This window comes from Streptomyces sp. NBC_01260 (assembly GCF_036226405.1).
Lineage (GTDB): Bacteria > Actinomycetota > Actinomycetes > Streptomycetales > Streptomycetaceae > Streptomyces > Streptomyces laculatispora.
Map to the genome: position 1 here is coordinate 4,844,320 of NZ_CP108464.1, position 24,159 is coordinate 4,868,478.

2 protein-coding genes (1 of these 2 only partly in view) are annotated in these 24,159 nt (G+C 68.3%); both read left to right on the forward strand.

The window, feature by feature from the left end; all coding sequences use genetic code 11:
• Positions 1–4,024, forward strand: partial view of a non-ribosomal peptide synthetase gene (locus OG322_RS21635; RefSeq protein WP_266411759.1) — the end only. 12,047 nt of this gene lie to the left of the window's left edge; only the last 4,024 of its 16,071 coding nucleotides appear in the window; its start codon lies off the left edge, out of view; its stop codon occupies positions 4,022–4,024.
• On the forward strand, positions 4,024–24,063 hold the full coding sequence (locus OG322_RS21640) for a non-ribosomal peptide synthetase (RefSeq protein WP_266411760.1): 20,040 nt from the start codon (positions 4,024–4,026) through the stop codon (positions 24,061–24,063). The genes OG322_RS21635 and OG322_RS21640 overlap by 1 nt, the downstream gene beginning before the upstream one ends.
• Positions 24,064–24,159 lie beyond the last annotated feature (96 nt).

Genomic DNA, 24,159 nt, shown 5'->3' on the forward strand with positions numbered 1-24,159 from the left:
GGTGGCGCCGGGTGTCGTCGGTGAGCTGTACATTGCAGGCGGACAGCTGGCGCGCGGTTACGTGGGTCAGCCGGGTTTGACGTCAGAGCGTTTCGTCGCCTGTCCGTTCGTCCCGGGTGTGCGCATGTACCGGACGGGGGACCGTGCCCGTTGGACGTCGGACGGGCAGGTGGTGTTCGCCGGGCGTGCGGATGACCAAGTGAAGGTCCGCGGCTTCCGCATCGAGCTGGGCGAGGTCGAGTCGGCCTTGTCGATGCACCCGCAGCTGGCGCAGGTGGCCGTAACCGCGCGCGAGGATGTCGCCGGCGATGTCCGCCTGGTCGCTTACGTCGTTGCGGACGACGAGGACACCGAGACCTCGGAACTCGCCACGTCGGTACGTGAGTTCGCAGCATCTCGCCTGCCGGAGCACATGGTTCCCTCGGCAGTCGTGGTTCTGGACGCTCTGCCGCTGACGGGCAACGGAAAGCTGGACCGCAAGGCCCTGCCCGCCCCCGACTACGAGGCCGCCATCTCCTCCACGGGCCGCGGTCCAGCCAACCTCCAGGAGGAAATCCTGTGCGGCGCGTTCGCCCAGGTACTCGGCCTGGATCATGTCGGCGTCGACGACGACTTCTTCGAGCTGGGCGGACACTCACTCCTCGCGACCCGGCTGGTGAGCCGCGTGCGCGCGGTGCTCGGAGTGGAGATGGAGATTCGGACGCTCTTCGACGCGCCCACCCCGTCCGGAGTGGCTGCCGCGCTGGGCCGGGCAGATGTCGCCCGCGCGGCGCTGGTGGCCGGTGAACGTCCGGAGAGGATTCCGCTGTCGTACGCGCAGCGACGGCTCTGGTTCATCGGGCAGTTGGAGGGGCCGAGCACGACCTACAACATCCCGACGGTGCTTCGCCTGGATGGCGACCTGGACCGTGGCGCTCTTGAGGATGCCCTCAGGGACGTGATCGACCGGCACGAGGTGCTGCGCACCGTCTTCGGAGTGGCGGCCGATGGGGAGCCGTACCAGCGCATCCTCCCGGTCACGGAGTCAGGCTTCGAGCTGCCGGTGGTGGACGTGGCGGCTGGGGAAATCGCCGCTTCGGTAGCCGGGGCGACGGGATACGGATTCGATCTGGGCGCGGAGATTCCGTTGAAGGCCTCGCTGTTCGCGGTGGGCCCGGAGGAGCACGTGCTGGTGGTCGTGGTGCACCACATCGCGAGCGACGGCTGGTCCAACGGCCCGTTGGCGCGGGACCTTTCGGCAGCGTACGCGGCCCGACGCGCAGGTGAGGCTCCAGAGCGGACACCGCTCCCGGTGCAGTACGCGGACTACGCCCTGTGGCAGCGCGAGCTGCTGGGAGATGCCGACGATCCGGAGAGTGTGCTGGCCCAGCAAGTGGCGTACTGGCGCGAGGAACTGGACGGTGTTCCGGAGGAGTTGGCGCTTCCCTTCGACCGCCCGAGGCCAGCGGACTCCTCCCGTCAGGGGCACACGGTAGGACTGAACGTGTCGGCCGAGGTGCACGCTCGACTGCTGGAGCTGGCCCGCGAGCGCGGGGTGACTGCGTTCATGTTGATGCAGGCCAGCTTGGCGGTGACGCTGTCGCGGCTGGGTGGGGGCTATGACGTCTCGATCGGGGCTGCGATTGCGGGGCGTACGGACGAGGCACTGGACAATCTCGTCGGTTGCTTCCTGAACACCTTGGTGATCCGCAGCGACCTCTCCGGTGACCCGACCTTCACCGAAGTTCTGGAGCAGGTGCGGGAAGCGGGGCTGCGAGCCTTCGCCAACCAGGATGTGCCGTTCGAGCGGCTGGTGGAAGAGCTGGCACCGGCTCGCTCGTTGTCCCGGCATCCGCTGTTCCAGGTCATGCTCGCCTTCCAAGACACCACGTCGATGGCAGGTGATGACGCCGATGCGGGCCTGGGATTGACCGGGCTGCAAGTGAGGGGGTTGTCCGCCGGGAAGGTCGGGGCGAAGTTCGACCTCGCTGTCTCGATGGGCGAGAAGTTCGACGCTCAGGGTGTACCGGCCGGTCTTCGCGGTCGGCTGATCGTCGCGGCGGATCTGTTCGACGCGGAGACTGCCGAGCGGATCGCGGGCCGGCTCCTGCGAGTTGTCGAGACCGTCGCTGCCTCACCGGAGACGCGGATCTCGGCGGTGGACGTGCTGGATGACGCTGAGCGTCGTCGGGTTCTGACCGACTGGAACGACACGGCTGTTGAGACTACGGGTGTGCTGGTTCCGGGGCTGATCACAGCGCAGGTGGCTCGCACCCCTGAGGCGGTGGCTCTGGTCGATCAAAGCCAGCAGGTGTCGTTCGCGGAGTTGGATGAGCGGGCGAACCGTCTGGCGCATTACCTGAGGTCGCAGGGGATTGGTGGCGAGTCGGTCGTCGGTCTGTGCCTGCCGCGTGGCGTGGAGACCATTGCCGGGATTTTGGCGGTGTGGAAGGCAGGGGCGGGGTATCTGCCGATTGATCCGGGGCAGCCGGCGGAGCGGATCGCGTTCATGATGCGTGACAGCCGGGCCGTACTGACCCTGGCCACCGAGGAGATCCTGGACGATCTTCCTTCGGTCGATGGTGCTCTGGTGGCGGTGAACGATGCGGCGGTGGCGATGCAGATCGCCGCCGCTCCAACGACCGCTCCGGAAGTTGTCCTGGCATCGGAGCAGTTGGCGTATGTGATCTATACGTCGGGTTCGACGGGCCGTCCTAAGGGCGTGGCGGTCACCCATGGCGCGCTGGCGAACTACGTCCACTCGGTTCCGGCCCGTGTCGGGTTCGCTGATTCTGCGGGCCGGTATGCGGTGCTCCAGGCGCAGGCCACGGACCTGGGCAACACGGTGGTGTTCGCGAGCCTGACGACCGGGGGTGAGCTGCACATCCTCCAGGAGGAGGCGGTCACCGATCCGGTTGCGGTCTCCTCGTATCTGGCGGAGCAGCGGATCGACTTCCTCAAGGCGGTGCCCTCGCATGTGGCTGCGCTGGGTGCGGAAGCGGCCTTGCCGGCGAAGGCGTTGGTCCTTGGCGGTGAGGCGGCCTCGCCGGAGCTGGTGGATGAGCTGCTGGCGGTGGCCGGCGACCGTGAGGTGTTTAACCACTATGGGCCGACGGAGGCAACGATCGGTGTCGCGACGACGCGCCTGACTGCGGAGCTGGTGGCGTCCGGTGTGGTGCCGGTGGGTACTCCGGTGGCCAACAGCCAGCTGTACGTCCTGGACGGCTCGCTGCAGCCGGCGGCGCCCGGTGTCGTGGGAGAGTTGTACATCGCGGGTGCACAGTTGGCGCGCGGCTATGTGGGCCAGGCCGGTCTGACCGCCGAGCGCTTCAACGCCTGCCCCTTCATTCCCGGCGTTCGCATGTACCGCACGGGGGACCTGGCCCGCTGGACAATGGACGGCCAGGTGGTGTTCGCCGGCCGAGCTGACGAGCAGGTGAAGGTCCGCGGCTTCCGTGTGGAGCCGGGCGAGGTGGAGTCGGCTCTGGCCGCGCACCCGCAGGTCACGCAGACAGCAGTAGTCGCCAGAGAGGACATCCCAGGGGACGTCCGTCTGATTGCGTACGCAGTCGCCTCAGGAGGCGGCATTGGATTCTCCGAGGAACTGCGGGAGTTCGTCGCCAAGAGGCTCCCTGAGCACATGGTTCCCTCGGCGATCGTCGTCCTGGACGCGTTGCCGTTGACCGGCAACGGGAAATTGGACCGCAGGGCCCTGCCTGCCCCCGACTACGCGGCGGCAGCCTCACGGGCGAGCCGGAAGCCGTCCACCCCCCAGGAGGGGGTTCTCTGCTTGGCGTTCGCAACGGTCCTCGGCCTGGACGCGGTCGGCGTCGAGGACAACTTCTTCAAGTTGGGCGGGCACTCGCTCCTGGCGACCAGGTTGGTCAGTGAGTTGAGGGCTGAGTCGGGTGTGGAGCTGCCTATCCGGGCGGTCTTCCAAACGCCGACACCGGCCGGACTCGCCGCCTGGCTCGCAGATCAAGGCAGTCATGAACAGAAAGCTAGGCCCGCGCTGCGGCCGATGCGTAAGCAGGAGGAGTTCTGATGATTCCACTCTCGTTCGCTCAGCGCCGTCTGTGGTTCCTGGCGAAGCTCGAAGGCCCGAGCGCCACATACAACAGCCCCAATGTGCTGCGCCTTACCGGAACGCTCAACCGAGAGGCGCTGGAAGCGGCGTTTCGGGATGTGATCGGGCGGCACGAGGTGCTGCGCACCGTGTTCCCGGAGACCGACGGTGAGCCGTATCAGCGGGTTCTTTCATTGGATGAGGCTGATTTCGAGCTGACCGTCGCTGAAGTCGCTCCTGGAGAGCTGACGGATACGGTGGCCGCGTCGGCGCGGTACTCGTTTGATCTCGGTACGGAGATTCCGCTGCGGGCCTGGCTCTTCGCGACGGGCCCGGACGAGCACGTCCTGATGGTCGTCGTGCATCACATTGCGAGCGACGCCTGGTCGTGGGGCCCGTTGGCGCGCGACCTGGCCGCGGCGTACGCGGCCCGGTGCGAGGGCGGGCAGCACGAGTGGAAGCCCCTGCCGGTTCAGTACGCGGACTACACCTTGTGGCAGCGGGAGTTGCTCGGCGACGCGAGCGACCCCGAGAGCGTCATGTCGCGTCAGCTGGCCTACTGGCGTGCAGCGTTGGCGGAGATCCCGGAAGAGCTGACGCTCCCGGCTGATCGCCCGAGGCCGGCAGTGGCTTCGCACCGGGGACACACCGTTCCTTTGGAGGTGCCGGCCGAGGTGCATGAGCGGCTGGTCAGGGTGGCGCGTGATCGCGGTATGACCCTGTTCATGCTCATGCAGGCCGCCATGGCCGTGACACTCAACCGAGTGGGTGCGGGCACGGACATCCCGATCGGTTCGGCGATCGCCGGGCGTACCGACAAGGCCCTGGACGACCTGGTCGGCTTCTTTGTCAACACTCTGGTGATCCGTACCGACTTGTCCGGCGACCCAACCTTCGACGACGTTCTGGACCGTGTACGTGAAGCGGGAGTCGGGGCTTTCGAGCATCAGGATGTGCCGTTCGAGCGGCTCGTGGAGGAGCTCGCTCCGGTCCGCTCGCTGTCCCGCCATCCGCTGTTCCAGGTCATGCTGACGGTGCAGAACGCGGGTTCGTCGAGCCTGAGCCTGTCCGGGCTCCAGGCCGAAGGGCTGTCCGCGGGCGGGTCGGCCGCGAAGTTCGACCTGGAAATGTGGGTGGGCGAGAGGTTCGGCCCTCAGAGTGCACCGGCAGGCCTGCGCGGGGCTCTGATCGCCTCGGAGGACCTGTTCGACGTGGAGTCGGCCGAGCGTGTCGCACGCCGTTGGGCGCGCGTGATCGAGGCACTCGCCGCCGATCCCCGCACTCGGCTCAGCGAGATCGACGTTCTCGATGCCGGTGAGCGTGACCGTCTGCTGACGGAGTGGAATGACACGGCGATCGAGGTGGCGGATGCGATGCTGCCTGAGCTGTTCGCGGCTCAGGTGGCGCGGACCCCTGACGCCGTGGCGGTGGTTTCGCAGGGTGCGGAGGTCTCCTACACGGAGCTCGACGCGCGTGCGAACCGGCTGGCCCGGTTGCTGGTCGGCCGTGGCGTGCGCCGGGAGTCTGTGGTGGGCGTCGTGCTGGAGCGCGGCGTCGACACGGTGGTGGCGCTGCTGGCTGTGCTGAAGGCGGGAGGCGTGTACCTCCCGGTCGACCCGGAGTACCCGTCCGACCGGATCGCGTACATGCTGAAGGACTCGGCGACGGTCGCGGTGTTGGTGTCGGAGGCTACGGATTCGCTGGTGCCGCATTCCGTGGCCTCTGTGGTCCTCGACTCGCCGGAGACGGTGGAGGCGCTGGCCGCGCTGTCGCCCGCGGACACTGACGGATGGGCGAAGCCGCTGCCCGGGAACTCCGCGTACGTGATCTACACGTCGGGCTCGACAGGCCGTCCCAAGGGTGTGGTCGCCCGGCACGAAGGCCTCAGCAACCTCTACGCCTTCCACCACTCCAAGGTGATGCCGCAGAGGTCCGGACGCATGAAGGTGGCGTCCACCTACTCGTTCTCCTTCGACACTTCGTGGGAGGGCCTGCTGTGGATGGTGGCAGGTCACGAGCTGCATGTGATCAGCGACGATGTACGCCGTGACGCGAGTGCCATGGTCCGGCATGTCGCGGAGCACGGAATCAATGTGCTGGACCTGACTCCGACGTACGCCGAACAGCTGGTGGCCCAGGGCCTGCTGGACAACCCCGAGTCACGCCCCGGCCTCATCGTGCTGGGTGGCGAGGCGGCCGGCAGCGCCCTGTGGGAGCGTATGCGAGGGGCGGAGGGAACTCAGGTCCTGAACGTCTACGGCCCGACCGAATCCACTGTGGACGCGCTGTGGTTCGACGCGGCGGACAGCGAGCGTCCGCTGGTGGGCCGGCCCGTCGCGAACACGCGCGCGTACGTGCTCGACCACCGGCTGCAGCCCGCTGCTGAGGGCACGGTCGGAGAGCTGTACTTGGCGGGTGCGGGGCTGGCCCGCGGCTACCTGGGCCGAGCCGATCTGACGGGTGAGCGTTTTGTGGCGTGCCCGTTCGAGGCTGGTGTGCGGATGTACCGGACGGGTGACCTGGTGCGCTGGGACCGGGAAGGCCGCTTGGAGTACCTGGGGCGGGCGGACGACCAGGTCAAGATCCGTGGCTTCCGGATTGAGCCTGGCGAAATCCAGACGCTCCTCACAAGTCATCCCTCGGTGGCCCAGGCAGCGGCCGTGGTGTCGCGGGCGTGGACCAATGGAGACCTGCGCCTCGTCGCCTACGTCGTGCCGTCCGACGACCAGGATGCCGTTGACGGCGCTGCGCTGTCCGAGGCCGTCCGAGCGTTCGCGGCTGAGCGGGTGCCGCAGTACATGGTGCCCGCTGCCGTGATCGTCCTCGACGCGCTGCCGTTGACGGTGAATGGGAAGCTCGACCGCGAGGCCCTGCCCGCCCCCGACTTCGCCGCGATCGCCGGCACCGGCCGCGGTCCTGCCACCGTGCAGGAAGAGATCCTCTGTCAGACCTTCGCCGAGGTTCTGGGCCTGCCCTCGGTCGGTGTGGACGGCGACTTCTTCGCGCTGGGCGGGCATTCGCTGCTTGCGGTGTCGTTGGTGGAGCGGCTGCGGGGCCGGGGTGTGTCGGTTTCGGTGCGTGCGTTGTTCCAGACGCCTACACCGGCCGGACTCGCGGCCGCGGCAGGGCCGGCTGAGGTCACGGTTCCGCCGAACCTGATTCCTGCGGGCGCAGCGGAGATCACGCCGGACATGCTTCCACTGGTCGACCTCTCACCCGAAGAGATCGAGCGGATTGTCGCGCAGGTTCCGGGAGGCGCCGCCAATGTCGCGGATGTCTACCCGTTGGCTTCGCTTCAGGAAGGGATGTTCTTCCACTACTTGCTGCAGGCCGACAGCGATGTCGACGTGTACGCGTCGCCGAGGGTCGTCGGATTCGAGTCGCGGGGACGCCTCGACGCGTTCCTCGCAGCCTTGCAGCGAGTGGTGGACCGGCACGACATCTACCGCACGGCGATCGTGTGGGAGGGCGTGCGTGAGCCGGTCCAAGTCGTGGTGCGCGAAGCGGTGCTTCCCGTTGAGGAGGTCGTGCTCGAGGACCAGGGATCTGACGCGGTGGAGCAGCTGCTGGACGTGTGCGGTTCGAGGATGGACATGGGCAGTGCTCCGCTGATCCGGGTGCACGTCACTGCCGAGCCGGGCGGGAACCGGTGGCTCGCGCTGCTGCGCATCCATCACCTGGTGCAGGACCACACCACGCAGGACGTGCTGCTCGCGGAGCTGCGCGCGTTTTTGACCGGGCGCGAGGAATCGCTGCCCGAGCCGCTGCCGTTCCGCAACTTCGTGGCGCAGGCCCGTCTTGGTGTGTCGCGCGAGGAGCACGAGCGCTACTTCGCCGGGCTCCTCGGCGACGTGGAGGAGACCACGGCACCGTACGGACTGCTGGACGTCCATGGCGACGGCAGCGGCGTCGAGCGCGCGCGCATGCTCGTCGACGACGCTGTGGCCGAACAGATCCGTGACCTGGCGGGCTCCCTCGGGGGCAGCGCGGCCACCGTGTTCCATCTCGCCTGGGCGCGGGTGCTGTCTGCCCTCAGTGGCCGGGATGACGTCGTCTTCGGCACGGTCCTGTTCGGCCGCATGAACGCCGGCATCGGCGCGGACCGGGTTCCGGGACTCTTCATCAACACCCTGCCGGTGCGTGTGCGTGCCGGCGCGTCCGGTGTCGGGGAGTCTCTGTCCGGGTTGCGGGAGCAGTTGGCCGAGCTGTTGGTGCATGAGCATGCGCCGTTGGCGTTGGCTCAGCAGGCCAGTGGTGTGCAGGGTGACAGCCCGTTGTTCACCTCGATCTTCAACTACCGGTACAGCAACAACGCTCAGGCAGGAACCGGCCAGCAGACTGACGCCGGGGCCGAGGGCATCAGCACGGTGTTCACGCGGGACGTCACCAACTACCCGGTGTCCGTTGCCGTCGACGACAGAGGAATTGGCTTCGGTCTGACGGTCGACTCGGTGGGACCGGCCGACCCGGAGCAGGTGTGCAGGCTGCTCCACACCTGCGTAGAGAACCTTGTGGCCGCCCTGTCCGGCAACTCGGAATCCCGCATGTCGGCGGTGGATGTGCTCGACGCCGGTGAGCGGGAGCGCGTCCTCGCCGAGTGGAACGACACCCGGGTCGAGACGGCGTGCTCGACTGTGCCGGAGTTGTTTGCGGGGCAGGTGGTGCGTTCGGCGGATGCGGTTGCTGTGGTGTCGGGTGGTGTGGGGGTTTCGTTTGCGGAGTTGGATGGTCGGGCGAGTCGGCTGGCGCATTATCTGAGGTCTCAGGGTGTGGGTGCGCAGTCGGTGGTGGGTTTGTGTCTGCCGCGTGGTGTGGTGATGGTCGAGGCGATTTTGGGGGTGTGGCGTGCGGGGGCGGCTTATGTGCCGTTGGATCCGGAGTATCCGGCGGACCGGTTGGCGTTCATGCTTGCTGACAGTCGTGCGTCGGTTCTGATCGGTACCGGTGAGGTGCTTGATGATCTGCCGGTGGGCCGTATCCGTACGCTGGATCTGGATGATCCGATGGTGGTCGGTGCGCTGGCCGTTCAGCCGACGACGGCACCTGAACTCGCTCTCCACCGCGACGAGCTCGCCTACGTGATGTACACCTCCGGATCCACGGGCGTGTCGAAGGGCGTGGCGGTCACTCACGGCGGCCTTGCTAACTACGTGACCTGGGCCGCGCAGGCGTACGGGATGGAAGAAGGCGGCGGAGGCGCCGCCCTGCACTCGTCGCTCGCGTTCGACCTGACGGTCACGAGCGTCCTTGTCCCGCTGGTGTCGGGTTCGGCCGTGGTGGTCAGCGAGGCCGGTGGCGCCGAGGGGCTCGCGGAGCTCGTGCGGAACCATGATGAGTTCGGTCTAGTGAAGGTGGTGCCGGGGCATCTGCCGCTGCTGGCTGAGACGCTGTCGGCCGCCGAGGTCGAGAACGCGGCACGGCGTCTGGTCGTGGGTGGTGAGGCTCTGCCGGGTGCGGATGTCAGTGCTTGGCTGGAGCGGGTGCCGCGATCGGTGGTGATCAACGAGTATGGCCCGACCGAGACGGTGGTCGGCTGCTGCATCTTCGAGGTGACGGTCGGCGACGCCGTCGGAGAGGTTGTGCCGATCGGCCGTCCGGTCGCCAACACACAGCTGTACGTGCTCGACGGGCAGCTCCAGCCGGTGCCGGTGGGTGTCGCGGGTGAGCTCTACATCGCCGGTGATCAGTTGGCGCGGGGATACGCGGGGCGTGCGGGTCTGACGTCGGAGCGGTTCATCGCGTGCCCCTTCGAGACCGGTACGCGCATGTACCGGTCCGGTGACTTGGCTCGTTGGTCAGCGGATGGGCAGTTGGTGTTCCTCGGCCGGGCGGACGAGCAGGTGAAGATCCGCGGGTTCCGCGTGGAGCCGGGCGAGGTGCAGGGCGTACTGGTGGGACATCGGGCCGTGGCCCAGGCCGCCGTGGTCGCCCGTGAGGATCTGCCGGGCGACAAGCGACTCGTCGCCTACGTGGTGCCCGCAGACGAGGAGAACGCCGACGAGCTTGCCGCGCTGGTCGAGGAGTTCGCTGCCGAGCGGCTGCCGGAGCACATGGTGCCGTCTGCGGTCGCCGTCCTGAACGCGCTGCCGCTGACGGTGAACGGAAAGCTGGACCGCAAGGCCCTGCCCGCCCCTGACTACGCGGCGGGATCCTCCGGTGCGCGTCGCGGTCCTGTGACCCTGCAGGAGGAGATTCTCTGCGGCGCGTTCGCTCAGGTTCTCGGCCTGGAGAGCGTCGGTGTCGACGACGACTTCTTCGAGCTCGGCGGGCACTCGCTTCTCGCGACGCGACTGTCGAGCCGTGTGCGGGCGGTCCTTGGCGTGGAACTGCCGATGCGTGCTCTGTTCGATGCGCCGACACCGGCCGGCGTCGCCGCCCGCCTGGGGGCCGAGGGCACGGCACGGACCGCGCTGGCGCCGATGCAGCGTCCGGAGCGGGTTCCGCTGTCGTACGCGCAGCAGCGACTGTGGTTCATCGGGCAGCTGGAAGGCCCGAGCGCCACTTACAACATCCCGATGACACTGCGCCTGACGGGCGCGCTGAACCGCACCGCACTCGAAGACGCACTGCGGGACATCATCGGCCGGCACGAGGTGCTGCGCACTGTGTTCCCCGCGTTCGACGGACGGCCCTGCCAGCGGATTCTGCCCGTGGAAGAGAGCGGCTTCGGCCTGACCGTCACTAGCGTGACGCAGGAAGGCCTCACGGATGCCCTGGCCGATGCGATGGGGCTCGGCTTCGATCTGGCCGCGGAGATACCTCTGCGGGCCACGTTGTTCGAGGTGACCCCGGACGAGAGCGTTCTGCTGCTGCTGGTGCACCACATCGCCGGTGACGGATGGGCGACCGCTCCGCTGGCAAGGGACCTGACACTCGCCTACGCGGCTCGCGTCGAGGGCCGCGTTCCGGAGTGGACTCCGCTGCCCGTGCAGTACGCGGATTACGCCCTGTGGCAGCGGGAGCTGCTGGGGGAGGAGAACGACGAGGGCAGCCTCTTGTCCGCTCAGGTCGGCTACTGGCGCGAGGTGCTCTCCGACCTGCCTCAGGAGCTGGAACTCCCCTTCGACAAGCCGCGTCCGGCGGTGGCGTCCCACCAGGGACACCGCGTGCCTCTGGACCTCTCGGCCGAACTGCACGCACGCCTCCTCGAAGTGGCTCGTGCCGAGGGCGTGACGGTGTTCATGGTGCTGCAGGCCGCCCTCGCGGCACTGTTGTCCCGGCTCGGTGCCGGCACGGACATCCCGATCGGCTCCGCGACCGCGGGGCGCACGGATGAAGCACTGGACGATCTGGTCGGATCGTTCGTCAACACCCTGGTGATCCGCACGGACCTGTCGGGCGACCCGACCTTCACCGAGCTGCTCTCTCGGGTGCGGGAGAGCGGACTTGGTGCGTACGCCCATCAGGATGTGCCGTTCGAGCGGCTCGTGGAGGAGCTGGCCCCGGACCGCTCGCTCGCCAGGCACCCGCTGTTCCAGATCATGCTCACCCTGCAGAACAACGCCCGAGCGGTCCTGGACATGCCGGGAGTGCGGGCCGGTGGTCTGCCGGCCGGAACAGGTGGGCAGACCGGGGCCACCAGCGTGAAGTTCGACCTGGAGGTGACCGCCGCCGAGACGTTTGACGCGGAGGGCGCTCCGGCCGGACTGCGTGGTGCGATCGTCGCCGCGGCGGATCTCTTCGACACGGAGTCGGTCGAGCGATTCGTGACACGGTGGGCACGTGTCCTGGAAGCGCTGGCCGGTGACCCGAGCCTGCGGCTGAGCACGGTCGACGTGCTGGGCGACGCGGAGCGCCGACAGATCGAGGAGTGGAACGACACCGCACGCACCCTGCCGGACGCGCTGGTGCCGGAGCTGTTCGCTCAGCGGGCGGCCGCCGACCCCACCGCGGTCGCGGTGGTGTGCGACGGCGTCGAGGTGTCGTATGCGGAGCTGGAGGAGCGGTCCAACCGTCTGGCGCACTACCTCAGGGCTCAGGGCGTGGGCTCCCGGAGCGTGGTGGGGCTGTGCCTGCCCCGCGGGGTGGACATCGTGGTCGCCCTGTTCGGTGTGTGGAAGGCGGGTGCGGCCTACGTGCCGCTGGACCCGGAATACCCCTCCGACCGGCTCGCGTTCATGCTCGCCGACTCCGAGGTCGACGTCCTCGTAGGGATCGGAGGGTCGACCGCGGAGCTGAGCGCGGCCCACGTCGTCATGCTGGATGACCCGGAGGTGCTCGCGGCGCTCGCCGCGGCGCCGACGACGGCACCTGAGATCACGCTGGTGCCGAAGCAGCTGGCTTACGTGATCTACACCTCGGGCTCGACGGGCCGTCCGAAGGGCGTGCAGGCCACGCACGGCGGACTGACGAACCTCGCGGTGGCGTTGGGGCCGGTCCTCGGCGCGGCGCCTGGCGTTCCGGTACTGCAGTTCGCCTCGTTCAGCTTCGACGCGTCCGTACTGGATGTGGCGGTGACCCTGGTGGCTGGAGGCACTCTGGTGGTTGCCGCCCCGGCCGAACGGTCGGACACGGAGCTGTTGGTGGGCATGGTCCGCGATGCGGGCGTGCGGTCGACCAGCGTGGTGCCGTCGCTGCTCGGGGTGCTCGAGCCCGGGGAGCTTCCGGACGTCTCCACCATCCTGGTGGGCGCGGAACCGATCGGCGTGCAGCAGGCCGATGCCTGGGCGCGCGGACGGCGCCTCGTCAACACGTACGGTCCCACCGAGGCGACCGTGATGGTGACCACCGGGGTCGTCGACCCCGGGTGCGGGCCGGTGGTCCCCATGGGGGCACCGATCGCCAACACACGCCTGTTCGTGCTCGACGACTCGCTGAACCCCGTTCCGGCAGGCGTTGCAGGCGGGTTGTACCTGGCCGGTGCCGGGCTCGCGCAGGGCTATGCGCGACGGCCCGACCTGACCGCTGAGCGCTTCGTAGCCTGCCCGTTCGGGACGCCCGGTGAACGGATGTACCACACCGGGGACCGGGCACGGTGGACCGACGACGGACAGCTGGTCTTCGCAGGGCGTGCGGACGAACAGCTGAAGATCCGCGGCTTCCGGATCGAGCCGGGGGAGATCGCGGAGGTGCTCGCCGGACATCCGGAGGTGGCGCAAGCCGTGGTGCTCCCCGTCGAAGACTCGGCCGGGGAGCAGCAGTTGATCGCCTATGCCGTGCCGTCCGGCCAGGACGCGGACACCGGCTCGCTCGTCGGGGAACTGCGAGGCTTCGCCACCGGCAAGCTGCCGGGGTACATGGTGCCCGCGGCCATCGTCCTCATCGACGCTGTGCCGTTGACGTCGAACGGGAAGCTCGACCGGGCGGCGCTGCCCGCACCGGACTTCGCCGCGGCGGCCGGCGCGGGCCGGGCGCCCGCCACCGTGCAGGAGGAGATCATCTGCGGCGTGTTCGCAGAGGTGCTCGGACTGCCCGAAGTGGGAGTCGACGACGGCTTCTTCGCGCTGGGCGGGCATTCGCTGCTTGCGGTGTCGTTGGTGGAGCGGCTGCGTGGCCGGGGTGTGTCGGTGTCGGTGCGTGCGTTGTTCCAGACGCCCACACCGGCTGGACTCGCGGCCGCGGCAGGGCCTGAGCACGTAGTGGTCCCGCAGAACGGGATACCTGACGGCGCGCAGGAGATCACCCCCGAGATGCTGCCGCTGGTCGACCTCACGGCCGAGGAGATCGCGCGTGTCGTCGCGGGGGTGGAGGGCGGTGCGGCCAACATCGCGGACGTGTACCCGCTCGCCCCGCTCCAGGAGGGCTTCCTCTTCCACCACCTGCTGGCGGACGGCGGAGATGACACCTACGCCATCCCGACGGTGCTCGGGTTCGACTCGCGGGATCGGCTGGACGCTCTCCTCGAAGCATTGCAGCGGGTGGTCGCGCGGCACGACATCTACCGCACTGCGATCGTGTGGGAAGGCCTGCGCGAGCCGGCCCAGGTGGTGGTGCGTCAGGCGGTGCTGCCGATCCAGGAGGTCGTGCTCGACTGCCATGGCACCGCACCCGCACAGCAGTTGATGGCGGCAGCAGGCGTCGGCATGGACTTGAGCCGCGCCCCCTTGATCGACGTACACACGGCTGCCGAACCGAACGGCGACGGGTGGCTGGCACTGATTCGCATCCACCACCTGGTGCAGGACCACACCACGCAGGAAGCGCTGCTGGGAGAGCTGCGTGCGTTCCTCTCCGGGCAGGGCGATTCACTGTCCGAGCCGCTGCCGTTCCGCAACTTCGTGGCGCAGGCCCGCCTTGGCGTCTCGCGCGAGGAGCACGAGCGCTACTTCGCCGAGCTCCTCGGCGACGTGGAGGAGACAACCGCTCCCTATGGTCTGCTCGACGTCCTCAGCGGCGGAGCGGACGCCGAGCGGGCACTGCTCCTCCTGGATGGAGAACTGGCACGACAGGTACGTCAGTTGGCGAGCAGGCTCGGTGTGAGCGCGGCCACCGTCTTCCACTTGGCGTGGGCGCGAGTACTGGCCACGGTGAGCGGCCGGGACGACGTGGTGTTCGGCACGGTGCTCTTCGGCCGCATGAACGCCGGAGAGGGCGCGGACCGGGTGCAAGGCCCCTTCCTCAACACCCTGCCGGTGCGTGTACGGGTCGACACGACCGGTGTCGGGGAGTCTCTGTCCGGGTTGCGGGAGCAGTTGGCCGAGCTGTTGGTGCATGAGCATGCGCCGTTGGCGCTGGCGCAGCAGGCCAGTGGTGTGCAGGGTGACAGCCCGTTGTTCACCTCGATCTTCAACTACCGGCACCGCCACAGTGCGACCGACGGAGCGGACGAGGCGCGTGGCACCGAATCTCAAGGCATCCGGACCGTCTTCACGCGGGACATCACCAACTACCCGGTGTCTGTAGCCGTGGACGACACCACGGCCGGATTCGTCCTGAAGGTCGGCGCGGTAGCCCCCGTCGACCCGGAGCAGATGTGCAAGCTGCTGTACACCTGCGTAGAGAACCTTGTGGTCGCCCTGGAGCAGGCTCCGGAGACCGGGATGTCTGCGGTGGACGTCCTCGACGCGGATGAGCGGGATCAGGTCCTGACGGAGTGGAACGATACCGAGGCCGACATTGAGACCGCACTGCTACCGGAGTTGTTTGCGGGGCAGGTGGTGCGTTCGGCGGATGCGGTTGCTGTGGTGTCGGGTGGTGTGGGGGTTTCGTTTGCGGAGTTGGATGGTCGGGCGAGTCGGCTGGCGCATTATCTGAGGTCTCAGGGTGTGGGTGCGCAGTCGGTGGTGGGTTTGTGTCTGCCGCGTGGTGTGGTGATGGTCGAGGCGATTTTGGGGGTGTGGCGTGCGGGGGCGGCTTATGTGCCGTTGGATCCGGAGTATCCGGCGGACCGGTTGGCGTTCATGCTTGCTGACAGTCGTGCGTCGGTTCTGATCGGTACCGGTGAGGTGCTTGATGATCTGCCGGTGGGCCGTATCCGTACGCTGGATCTGGATGATCCGATGGTGGTCGGTGCGCTGGCCGTTCAGCCGACGACGGCACCTGAACTCGCTCTCCACCGCGACGAGCTCGCCTACGTGATGTACACCTCCGGATCCACAGGACGCCCTAAGGGCGTGCAGGTCACGCACGGAGCGATGGCGAACCTGGCGGTGACCGCGGGGCCGAACCTCGGTGCGGTCGCCGGCGCTCGTCTCCTGCAGTTCGCTTCGTTCAGTTTCGACGCGTCTGTGCTGGACGTGGCGGCGACGCTTGCTGCGGGTGCCACATTGGTGGTGGCCAACGAGGCCGAGCGCGCGGATACCGGCCTCCTGGTCAGCATGATCCGCGAGCAGGGGGTGCAGGCGGTCAACGTGCCGCCGCCGCTGCTCGGCGTGCTCGACCCGACGGCACTGCCGGACGTGACCACTGTGCAGGTCGGCGCCGAGGCGATTCCCGTGGAGCAGGCCGCACGGTGGAGCTCCGGTCGACGCCTGGTGCATGCCTATGGCCCGACCGAGTCGACCGTGATGGTCACCGGGGGCTTCGTGGACGGCTCGGGACCGGTGGTCCCCATGGGCTCTCCGATCGCCAACACCAAGGTCTTCGTACTGGACGGCTCGCTCGGCCCGGTGCCGGTCGGCGTCGCGGGCGAGGTATACATCGCCGGTGACCAGCTGGCCCGTGGCTACGTCGGCCGCAGCGCGATGACAGCCGAGCGGTTCGTGGCCTGCCCGTATAGCGGTTCGGGCGACCGGATGTACCGCACGGGTGACCTGGCGCGGTGGACCGATGACGGTCAGCTGGTGTTCGCGGGTCGATCCGACGAACAGGTGAAGGTCCGCGGCTTCCGCGTGGAGCCAGGCGAAGTCTCTGTCGCACTAGCGGCATCCCCTGAGGTCGCTCAGGTCGCGGTCATTGCCCGGGAGGATGTGCCGGGCGACAAGCGACTGGTCGCCTACGTGGTCCCGGAAGACGAGGAGACGACTGAAGAACTGCCCTCTCTCGTCAGGGAGTTCGCCGCCGACCGGCTGCCCGAACACATGGTGCCGTCGGCCGTCGTCGTCCTGGACGAGCTGCCGTTGACGGTGAACGGCAAACTGAACCGCAAGGCCCTGCCCGCGCCGCACTATGCAACGGCGTCGTCGGGCACGGGCCGAGTCGCCTCCACCCCGCAGGAAGAGATCATTTGCGGGGCCTTCGCGCTGGTTCTCGGCTTGGAGAGCGTCGGCATGGACGACGACTTCTTCGAGTTGGGAGGGCACTCGCTGCTCGCGACTCGTCTTGTGAGCCGCCTGAGAGCGGTTCTGGGAATGGAGCTGCCGATCAGAGCGCTGTTCGACGAGCCGACGCCGACCGCGGTCGCCGCGCACCTGGGCAGCGAGGAAACGACCCGAACCATGCTGGCGCCGAAGGAGCGTCCGGAGCGGATCCCGCTGTCGTACGCGCAGCAGCGGCTTTGGTTCATCGGGCAGCTGGAAGGCCCGAGCTCCACCTACAACATCCCGACGGCACTGCGTCTGACCGGCAGGCTGGACCAGGACGCGCTGGGCGCGGCTCTGCGGGACATGGTCGAGCGGCACGAGGTGCTGCGCACCGTCTACGCGGTGGCTGCCGACGGCGAGCCCTACCAGCAGATCCTGGACCCGTCGGAACTGTCGTGGGACCTGCAGGTGGTGGACCTCACCGACTCCGACGGTCCGGTGGATCCGACGGACGCCGTCGCGCAGGCAACCGGGTACGCCTTCGACCTTGCCGCCGAGGTGCCGATCCGTGCATCGCTGATCGCGGTGGGGCCGGACGAGCACGTCCTGGTGGTCGTGGTGCACCACATCGCGAGCGACGGCTGGTCGACGGGCCCGTTGGCGCGGGATCTGTCGGCTGCCTACTCGGCGCGATTGGAGGGGCAGGCTCCGGAGTGGTCTGCGTTGCCGGTTCAGTACGCGGACTATGCGCTGTGGCAGAGGGAGCTGCTGGGTTCGGACGATGATCCGGAGAGTGTGCTGTCCCAGCAGGTGGCGTACTGGCGTGACGAGCTCGCGGATGTTCCGGATGAGTTGTCACTGCCGCACGACCGTCCTCGTCCGGCAGTCCCGTCGCACCAGGGGCACACCGTGAAGCTGGACGTCCCGGCTGACGTGCATGGCCGACTCCTGAACCTGGCGCGTGAGCGCGGCGTGACCCCGTTCATGCTGATGCAGGCCGGTCTGGCCGTAACCCTCTCCAGGATGGGGGCTGGTACGGACGTCCCGATCGGGACCGCGATCGCGGGACGCACCGACGAGTCGCTGGACAACCTGGTCGGATGCTTCCTCAACACCCTCGTGATTCGAAGCGACTTGTCCGCCAACCCGACGTTCGGCGAACTGTTGCAGCAGGTCCGCGGAACGGGCCTGCGCGCGTTCGCACACCAGGATGTGCCGTTCGAGCGCCTGGTGGAGGAGCTGGCACCGACCCGCTCGCTGGCGCGCCAGCCGCTCTTCCAGGTCATGCTCACGTTCCAGGACACCCTCGCGATGGCCAGCACGGATGGTGAGGCCGCGCGTGGCCTGGCCGGGCTGCAGGCGAGTGGGATGCCGATGGGCCAGGCAGGGGCGAAGTTCGACCTCTTCGTGCAGGTGGGGGAGAAGTTCGACGAGCAGGGTGTCCCTGCGGGCATAGGCGGAATGGTCGTCGGCGCGGCGGATCTCTTCGAGGAATCCACGGTCGAGTGGGCTGTTGAATGCCTGGTTCGTGTGTTGTCGACGGTGGTCGAGGATCCGTCGATACCCGTGAGTGACGTTGATGTGCTCGGTGAGGGTGAGCGTCGTCGGGTTCTGACTGGGTGGAATGACACGGGTGTTGAGGCGTCGGGTCTTTTGACGCCTGGGTTGTTTGAGGCTCAGGTGGCGCGGACGCCGGGCGCGGTGGCGGTGGTCTCGGATGGTGTCGGGGTTTCGTTTGCGGAGTTGGATGGTCGGGCGAATCGGCTGGCGCATTACCTGAGGTCGCAGGGGATCGGCGGCGAGTCGGTGGTCGGTCTGTGTCTGCCGCGTGGCGTGGAGACCATCGCCGGGATTTTGGCGGTGTGGAAGGCCGGGGCGGGGTATCTGCCGATCGATCCCGCGCAGCCGGCGGAGCGGATCGCGTTCATGATGCGTGACAGCCGTGCGGTGTTGACGCTGACGACCGAGGAGATTCTGGATGATCTCCCGGCGGGTCGTCAGCGGCTGGTGGCGGTGGACGGGACGCTGGTCCAGATGCAGCTGGCGTCTGCTGCGGTGACGGCACCGGACGTCACCGTTGCTGCGGGTCAGTTGGCGTATGTGATCTATACGTCGGGTTCGACGGGCCGTCCCAAGGGTGTTGCGGTGACGCACGGTGCGTTGGCGAACTACGTCAGCTCGGTTCCGGCTCGTGTCGGATTGGGCGGGTCGGGGGGCCGGTATGCGGTGCTGCAGGCGCAGGCAACCGACCTGGGCAACACCGTGGTGTTCGCGAGCCTGACCACCGGTGGCGAGCTGCACATCCTCGCGGAGGAGGCGGTCACCGACCCGGTGGCGGTCGCCTCCTACCTGGCGGAGCAGCGGATCGACTTCCTGAAGGCGGTGCCCTCGCATGTGGCCGCGCTGGGAGCCGCAGCGGCGCTGCCGGCGAAGGCGCTGGTGCTGGGCGGTGAGGCGGCCTCGCCGGAGTTGGTCGGTGAGCTGCTGGCGGCGGCGGGCGAGCGGGAGGTGTTCAACCATTACGGTCCGACGGAGGCGACGATCGGTGTCGCGACGACACGTCTGACACCGGAGATGGTCGCGTCCGGGGTGGTGCCGGTGGGTACCCCGGTGGCCAACACTCAGCTCTACGTGCTCGACAGCGCTCTGCAGCCGGTGGCGCCGGGTGTGGTGGGTGACCTGTACATCGCGGGTGCTCAGCTGGCACGGGGCTACGTGGGGCAGCCAGGCCTGACGGCCGAGCGCTTCATCGCCTGCCCCTTCACCATGGGCGTCCGTATGTACCGGACGGGGGACCGCGCCCGCTGGACGTCGGACGGGCAGGTGGTCTTCACGGGCCGAGCCGACGACCAGGTGAAGGTCCGCGGCTTCCGCATCGAGCTGGGCGAGGTGGAATCGGCGCTGGCCGCGCACCCGCAGCTTGCCCAGGTGGCCGTCACCGTTCGCGAGGACATCCCCGGCGATGTCCGCCTGGTCGCTTACGTCGTCGCCGATGACGAGGACACCGAGACCTCGGAACTCGCCACGTCGGTACGTGAGTTCGCAGCATCTCGCCTGCCGGAGCACATGGTTCCCTCGGCGGTCGTGGTTCTGGACGCTCTGCCGTTGACGGGCAACGGAAAGCTGGACCGCAAGGCCCTGCCCGCCCCCGACTACGCGGCCGCAGCATCGAGCTCGGGCCGAGGCCCGGCGACGGTGCAGGAAGAGATCATCTGCTCCGGCTTCGCAGAGGTCCTGGGCCTGCCTTCCGTGGCGGTCGACGACGACTTCTTCGCGCTCGGCGGGCACTCGCTGCTCGCCGTGTCGTTGGTGGAGCAGCTGCGGGCGCGCGGCGTATCCATCTCGGTCCGGGCACTGTTCCAGACGCCGACGCCGGAGGAGCTGGCCACGGTGGCCGCTCCAGGACAAGTGGAGGTACCGGCCCGACGGATTCCGGACGGTGCCACCGCGATCACACCTGACATGTTGCCGCTGGTCGACCTTTCGGCCGAAGAGGTTGATCAGGTCGTCGCCCAGGTGTCAGGGGGTGCGATCAACACGCTGGACGTGTACCCGCTCGCACCGCTGCAGGAAGGCATCTTCTTCCACTACCTGCTGCAGGCCGAGAGTGGCGCGGATGTCTACGCCGCCCCCAGGGTCATCGGATTCGACTCGCGGGACAGGCTGGACGCCTTCCTAAAGGCATTGCAGCGCGTGGTCGACCGGCACGACATCTACCGCACGTCGATCGTCTGGGAAGGCCTGCGCGAGCCGGTACAGGTCGTCGCGCGCGAAGTGGTGCTGCCGGTCGAGGAGGTCACTCTCGACCCCCAGGGTCCTGATGTGATCGAGCAGTTGCTGGCGGCGTCCGCGGCGAGGATGGACCTGGTTCGTGCCCCGCTGATCCGGGCGCATGTCACAGCCGAGCCCGGCAGTGGCCGGTGGCTTGCGCTGCTGCGCATCCACCACCTCGTGCAGGACCACACCACGCAGGATGTGCTCCTGGGTGAGCTGCGCGCGTTCCTGACGGGACGGGAGCACACACTGCCCGAGCCGCTGCCGTTCCGTGACTTCGTCGCACAGTCCAGGCTTGGTGTGCCGCGCGAGGAGCACGAGCAGTACTTCGCCGAGCTCCTCGGTGACGTGGAGGAGACCACGGCACCGTACGGACTGCTGGACGTCCATGGCGACGGCAGCGGCGTTGTGCGCGCCCACTTGTCGGTGGAGGACGAAGTCAGCGTCCGGGTACGTGAGCTGGCACGCTCCCTCGGGGTGAGTGCCGCCACCGTGTTCCACCTCGCGTGGGCGCGAGTGCTCTCCGCGATCAGCGGTCGTGACGACGTCGTGTTCGGAACGGTCCTGTTCGGGCGTATGAACGCTGGAGCGGGCGCGGACCGGGTGCCCGGCCTGTTCCTCAACACGCTTCCTGTGCGTGTGCGGGTCGACTCGACCGGCGTACGCGAGACGCTGGCGGGGCTGAGGGAGCAGTTGGCAGATCTGCTGGTGCACGAGCACGCGCCCTTGGCGCTGGCTCAGCAGGCGAGCGGAGTGCCGGGCGACAGCCCGCTGTTCACGTCGATCTTCAACTACCGGCACCGCCAGCGGGTGGCTCCTGAGCCGGCCCAGGGGAGCGGGCCCCGTTCGCAAGGCATCAAGACGGTGTTCACACGGGATGCCACCAACTATCCCGTGGGTGTGGCCGTCGACGATTCCGAGACCGGGTTCGCTCTGACGGTCGATGCCGTGGTGTCGGTCGACGCGGAGCAGGTGTGCCGACTGCTGCACACATGCCTGGAGAACCTGGTGGCTGCTCTGGAGGACGCCCCGGAGACACGTGTGTCGGCGGTGGACGTCCTCGGCGACAGCGAGCGGGACCGGCTCGTGAGTGAGTGGAACGACACGGCGACGTCGGATGTCGTGGCCGCGACGGTGCCCGACCTGTTCGCGGTCCAGTTGGCACGGACCCCGGACGCGGTGGCGGTAGTGGCCGGAGGCACTGAGGTGTCGTACGCCGAGCTCGACGCTCGTGCCAACCGGCTGGCTAGGTACTTGGTCCGTCGGGGCATTGGTCCGGAGTCTTTGGTCGGGGTGTGCCTCGAGAGAGGGATCCAGCTGCAAGTGGCGCTGCTGGCCGTGCTGAAGGCGGGGGGCGCGTATGTGCCGCTGGATCCCGAGCACCCGGCGGAGCGAATCAGCTACGTCGTTCAGGACGCCGGCGTCGGGGTCGTGCTGACCTCCGAGGCGCTCGACAAGGTGGTGCCCGCGGAGGTGTCGCGGGTGGTGCTCGACGATGTGGCGGTAGCCGCGGAGCTGGCAGCCTTCGACGCTGCGCCGCTGACCGGTGATGAGCGGGGCGGGCTGCGGCCGCAGCACCCGGCGTACGTGATCTATACGTCGGGTTCGACGGGCCGCCCCAAGGGTGTGCTTGTCTCGCACGTGGGCGCGGCGAGCCTGGTGGCAGGTCATGTGCGATACCTGGGCGTGGGCTCCGGGGCTCGGGTGGCGCAGTTCGCGTCCGCGGCCTTCGACACCTTCGGCTGGGAGTGGATGATGGCCCTGCTGTCGGGGGCAGCCCTGGTGGTGGTGCCTGCTGACCGGCGCCTCGGCGCTGCTCTGCCGGAGTACTTGACCGAGGAAGGAGTGACACACGCGACGCTGCCGCCCGCAGTCCTCGCCACCCTCGATGAGGGATCGATCAGTGAGGAGACCGTGCTGGTGGTGGCGGGAGAGGCGTGCCCGCCCGAGGTGATGGCCCGCTGGGCGCAGGGCCGGGCGTTGTTCAACTCTTACGGCCCGACGGAGACCACGGTCGATGCGACGCTGTGGCGCTGTGACGCCGATGCAGGGCAGGTCGCCATCGGTTCACCAGTGGTGAACACCCAGGTGTACGTACTGGACGAGAATCTGGCGCCGACACCGGTGGGCGTCGCCGGTGAGCTGTACGTCGCGGGTGCGGGGCTGGCGCGTGGCTACGTGGGGCGTGCGGGCTTGACCGCCGAGCGGTTCGTGGCGGACCCGTTCGCTGGGGACGGCTCACGGCTCTATCGGACCGGGGACCGGGCGCGATGGACGCCGGACGGTCAACTGGTCTTCGCGGGCAGGACGGACGATCAGGTGAAGATCCGTGGCTTCCGGATCGAGCCGGGCGAGATCGAGGCGGTGCTCGCCATGCAGGCACAGCTGAGCCAGGCCTCGGTCATCGCACGTGAGGACGCCCCGGGAGACGTGCGCCTGGTCGCCTACGTCGTTCCGTCCGACCGGGACGTCGAGCCTGGCGTGCTGGCCGGTGCTGTACGGGAGTTCGCGGCCGAATGGCTGCCTCAGTACATGGTGCCGTCCGCCGTGGTCGTCCTGGACGCGCTGCCGTTGACGGTGAACGGCAAGTTGGACCGTCGAGCCCTGCCGGCGCCGCAGCACACTGCCGGGCCCGCTGGTGAACGTTCGGGCAGCCGCGGCCCCGCCGGCGTGCTGGAAGAGTCCGTGTGCGAGGCATTCGCCCAGGTGCTCGGGATTCCGTCGGTCGGGGTGGACGACGACTTCTTCGCACTGGGCGGGCATTCCTTGCTCGCGGTGTCGCTGATGGAGCTTCTGCGGACCAGGGGAGTCTCCGTGACCATGCGGGACCTGATCATGAACCCGACACCGGCGCGGCTGATGAGCACGCTGAACCTGTCGTCCGTCCAGGACGCGCTCGGCGGACTCCTGCCGATCCGGACAGGTGGCACGAAGCCCGCCTTCTTCTTCGTCCACCCAGGAGGCGGACTGAGTTGGTGCTACCTGCCGTTTGCCCGGTACATCCCGGAGGACTATCCGCTGTACGGCCTCCAGGCCCAAGGGCTCGACGGAACGGCCGAGTTCGTGGGCTCCGTCAAGGACATGGCCGCGGAGTACGTGCGTCAACTTCGCTCCGTGCAGGAGTCCGGGCCCTACCACCTGGTGGGCTGGTCCTTCGGCGGAACTCCGGCGCACGAGATCGCGGTTCAACTGCGGGCGGAGGGCGAGCAGGTGTCCTTGATCCTCATGGATGCCTACCCGCCGATGGCAACCGGCAGCTCCGATGTCCGTTCCGGTGACGCACAGCCCGGTGACGACGCCGGACTGGCGGACAGGATCCGTGCCGAGCTGGGGCACCTGCTCGGTGGCTTCTCGGACGAGGAGCTCAAGCTCATGGCGCGTGCGTACCACAACAACGCGGCGATCAAGGATGAGCACGAGTTCGGTCGATTCGATGGGGACGCACTGCTCCTCGTCGCAGAGGAGGGCAAGCCGGCAGGTATCTCGCACACTGCTCCGTGGGAGCCCTTCATCGAACGCCGGATCTCCGTGGTCTGCCTGCCCTGCGAGCACTCCAACATGGTCATGCCCGACATGTTGGCGATGGCATGGGAGGCCATCTCGGATTGGCTGCGCCGAGACTAGGAACGACCTGAGCCAAGCGAGGCCTCGTCTGAACATGCAGGTCAGACGGGGCCTCTTGGCGTCCGAGCACTGCTGGTCCTCATCTCCTCAACAGTC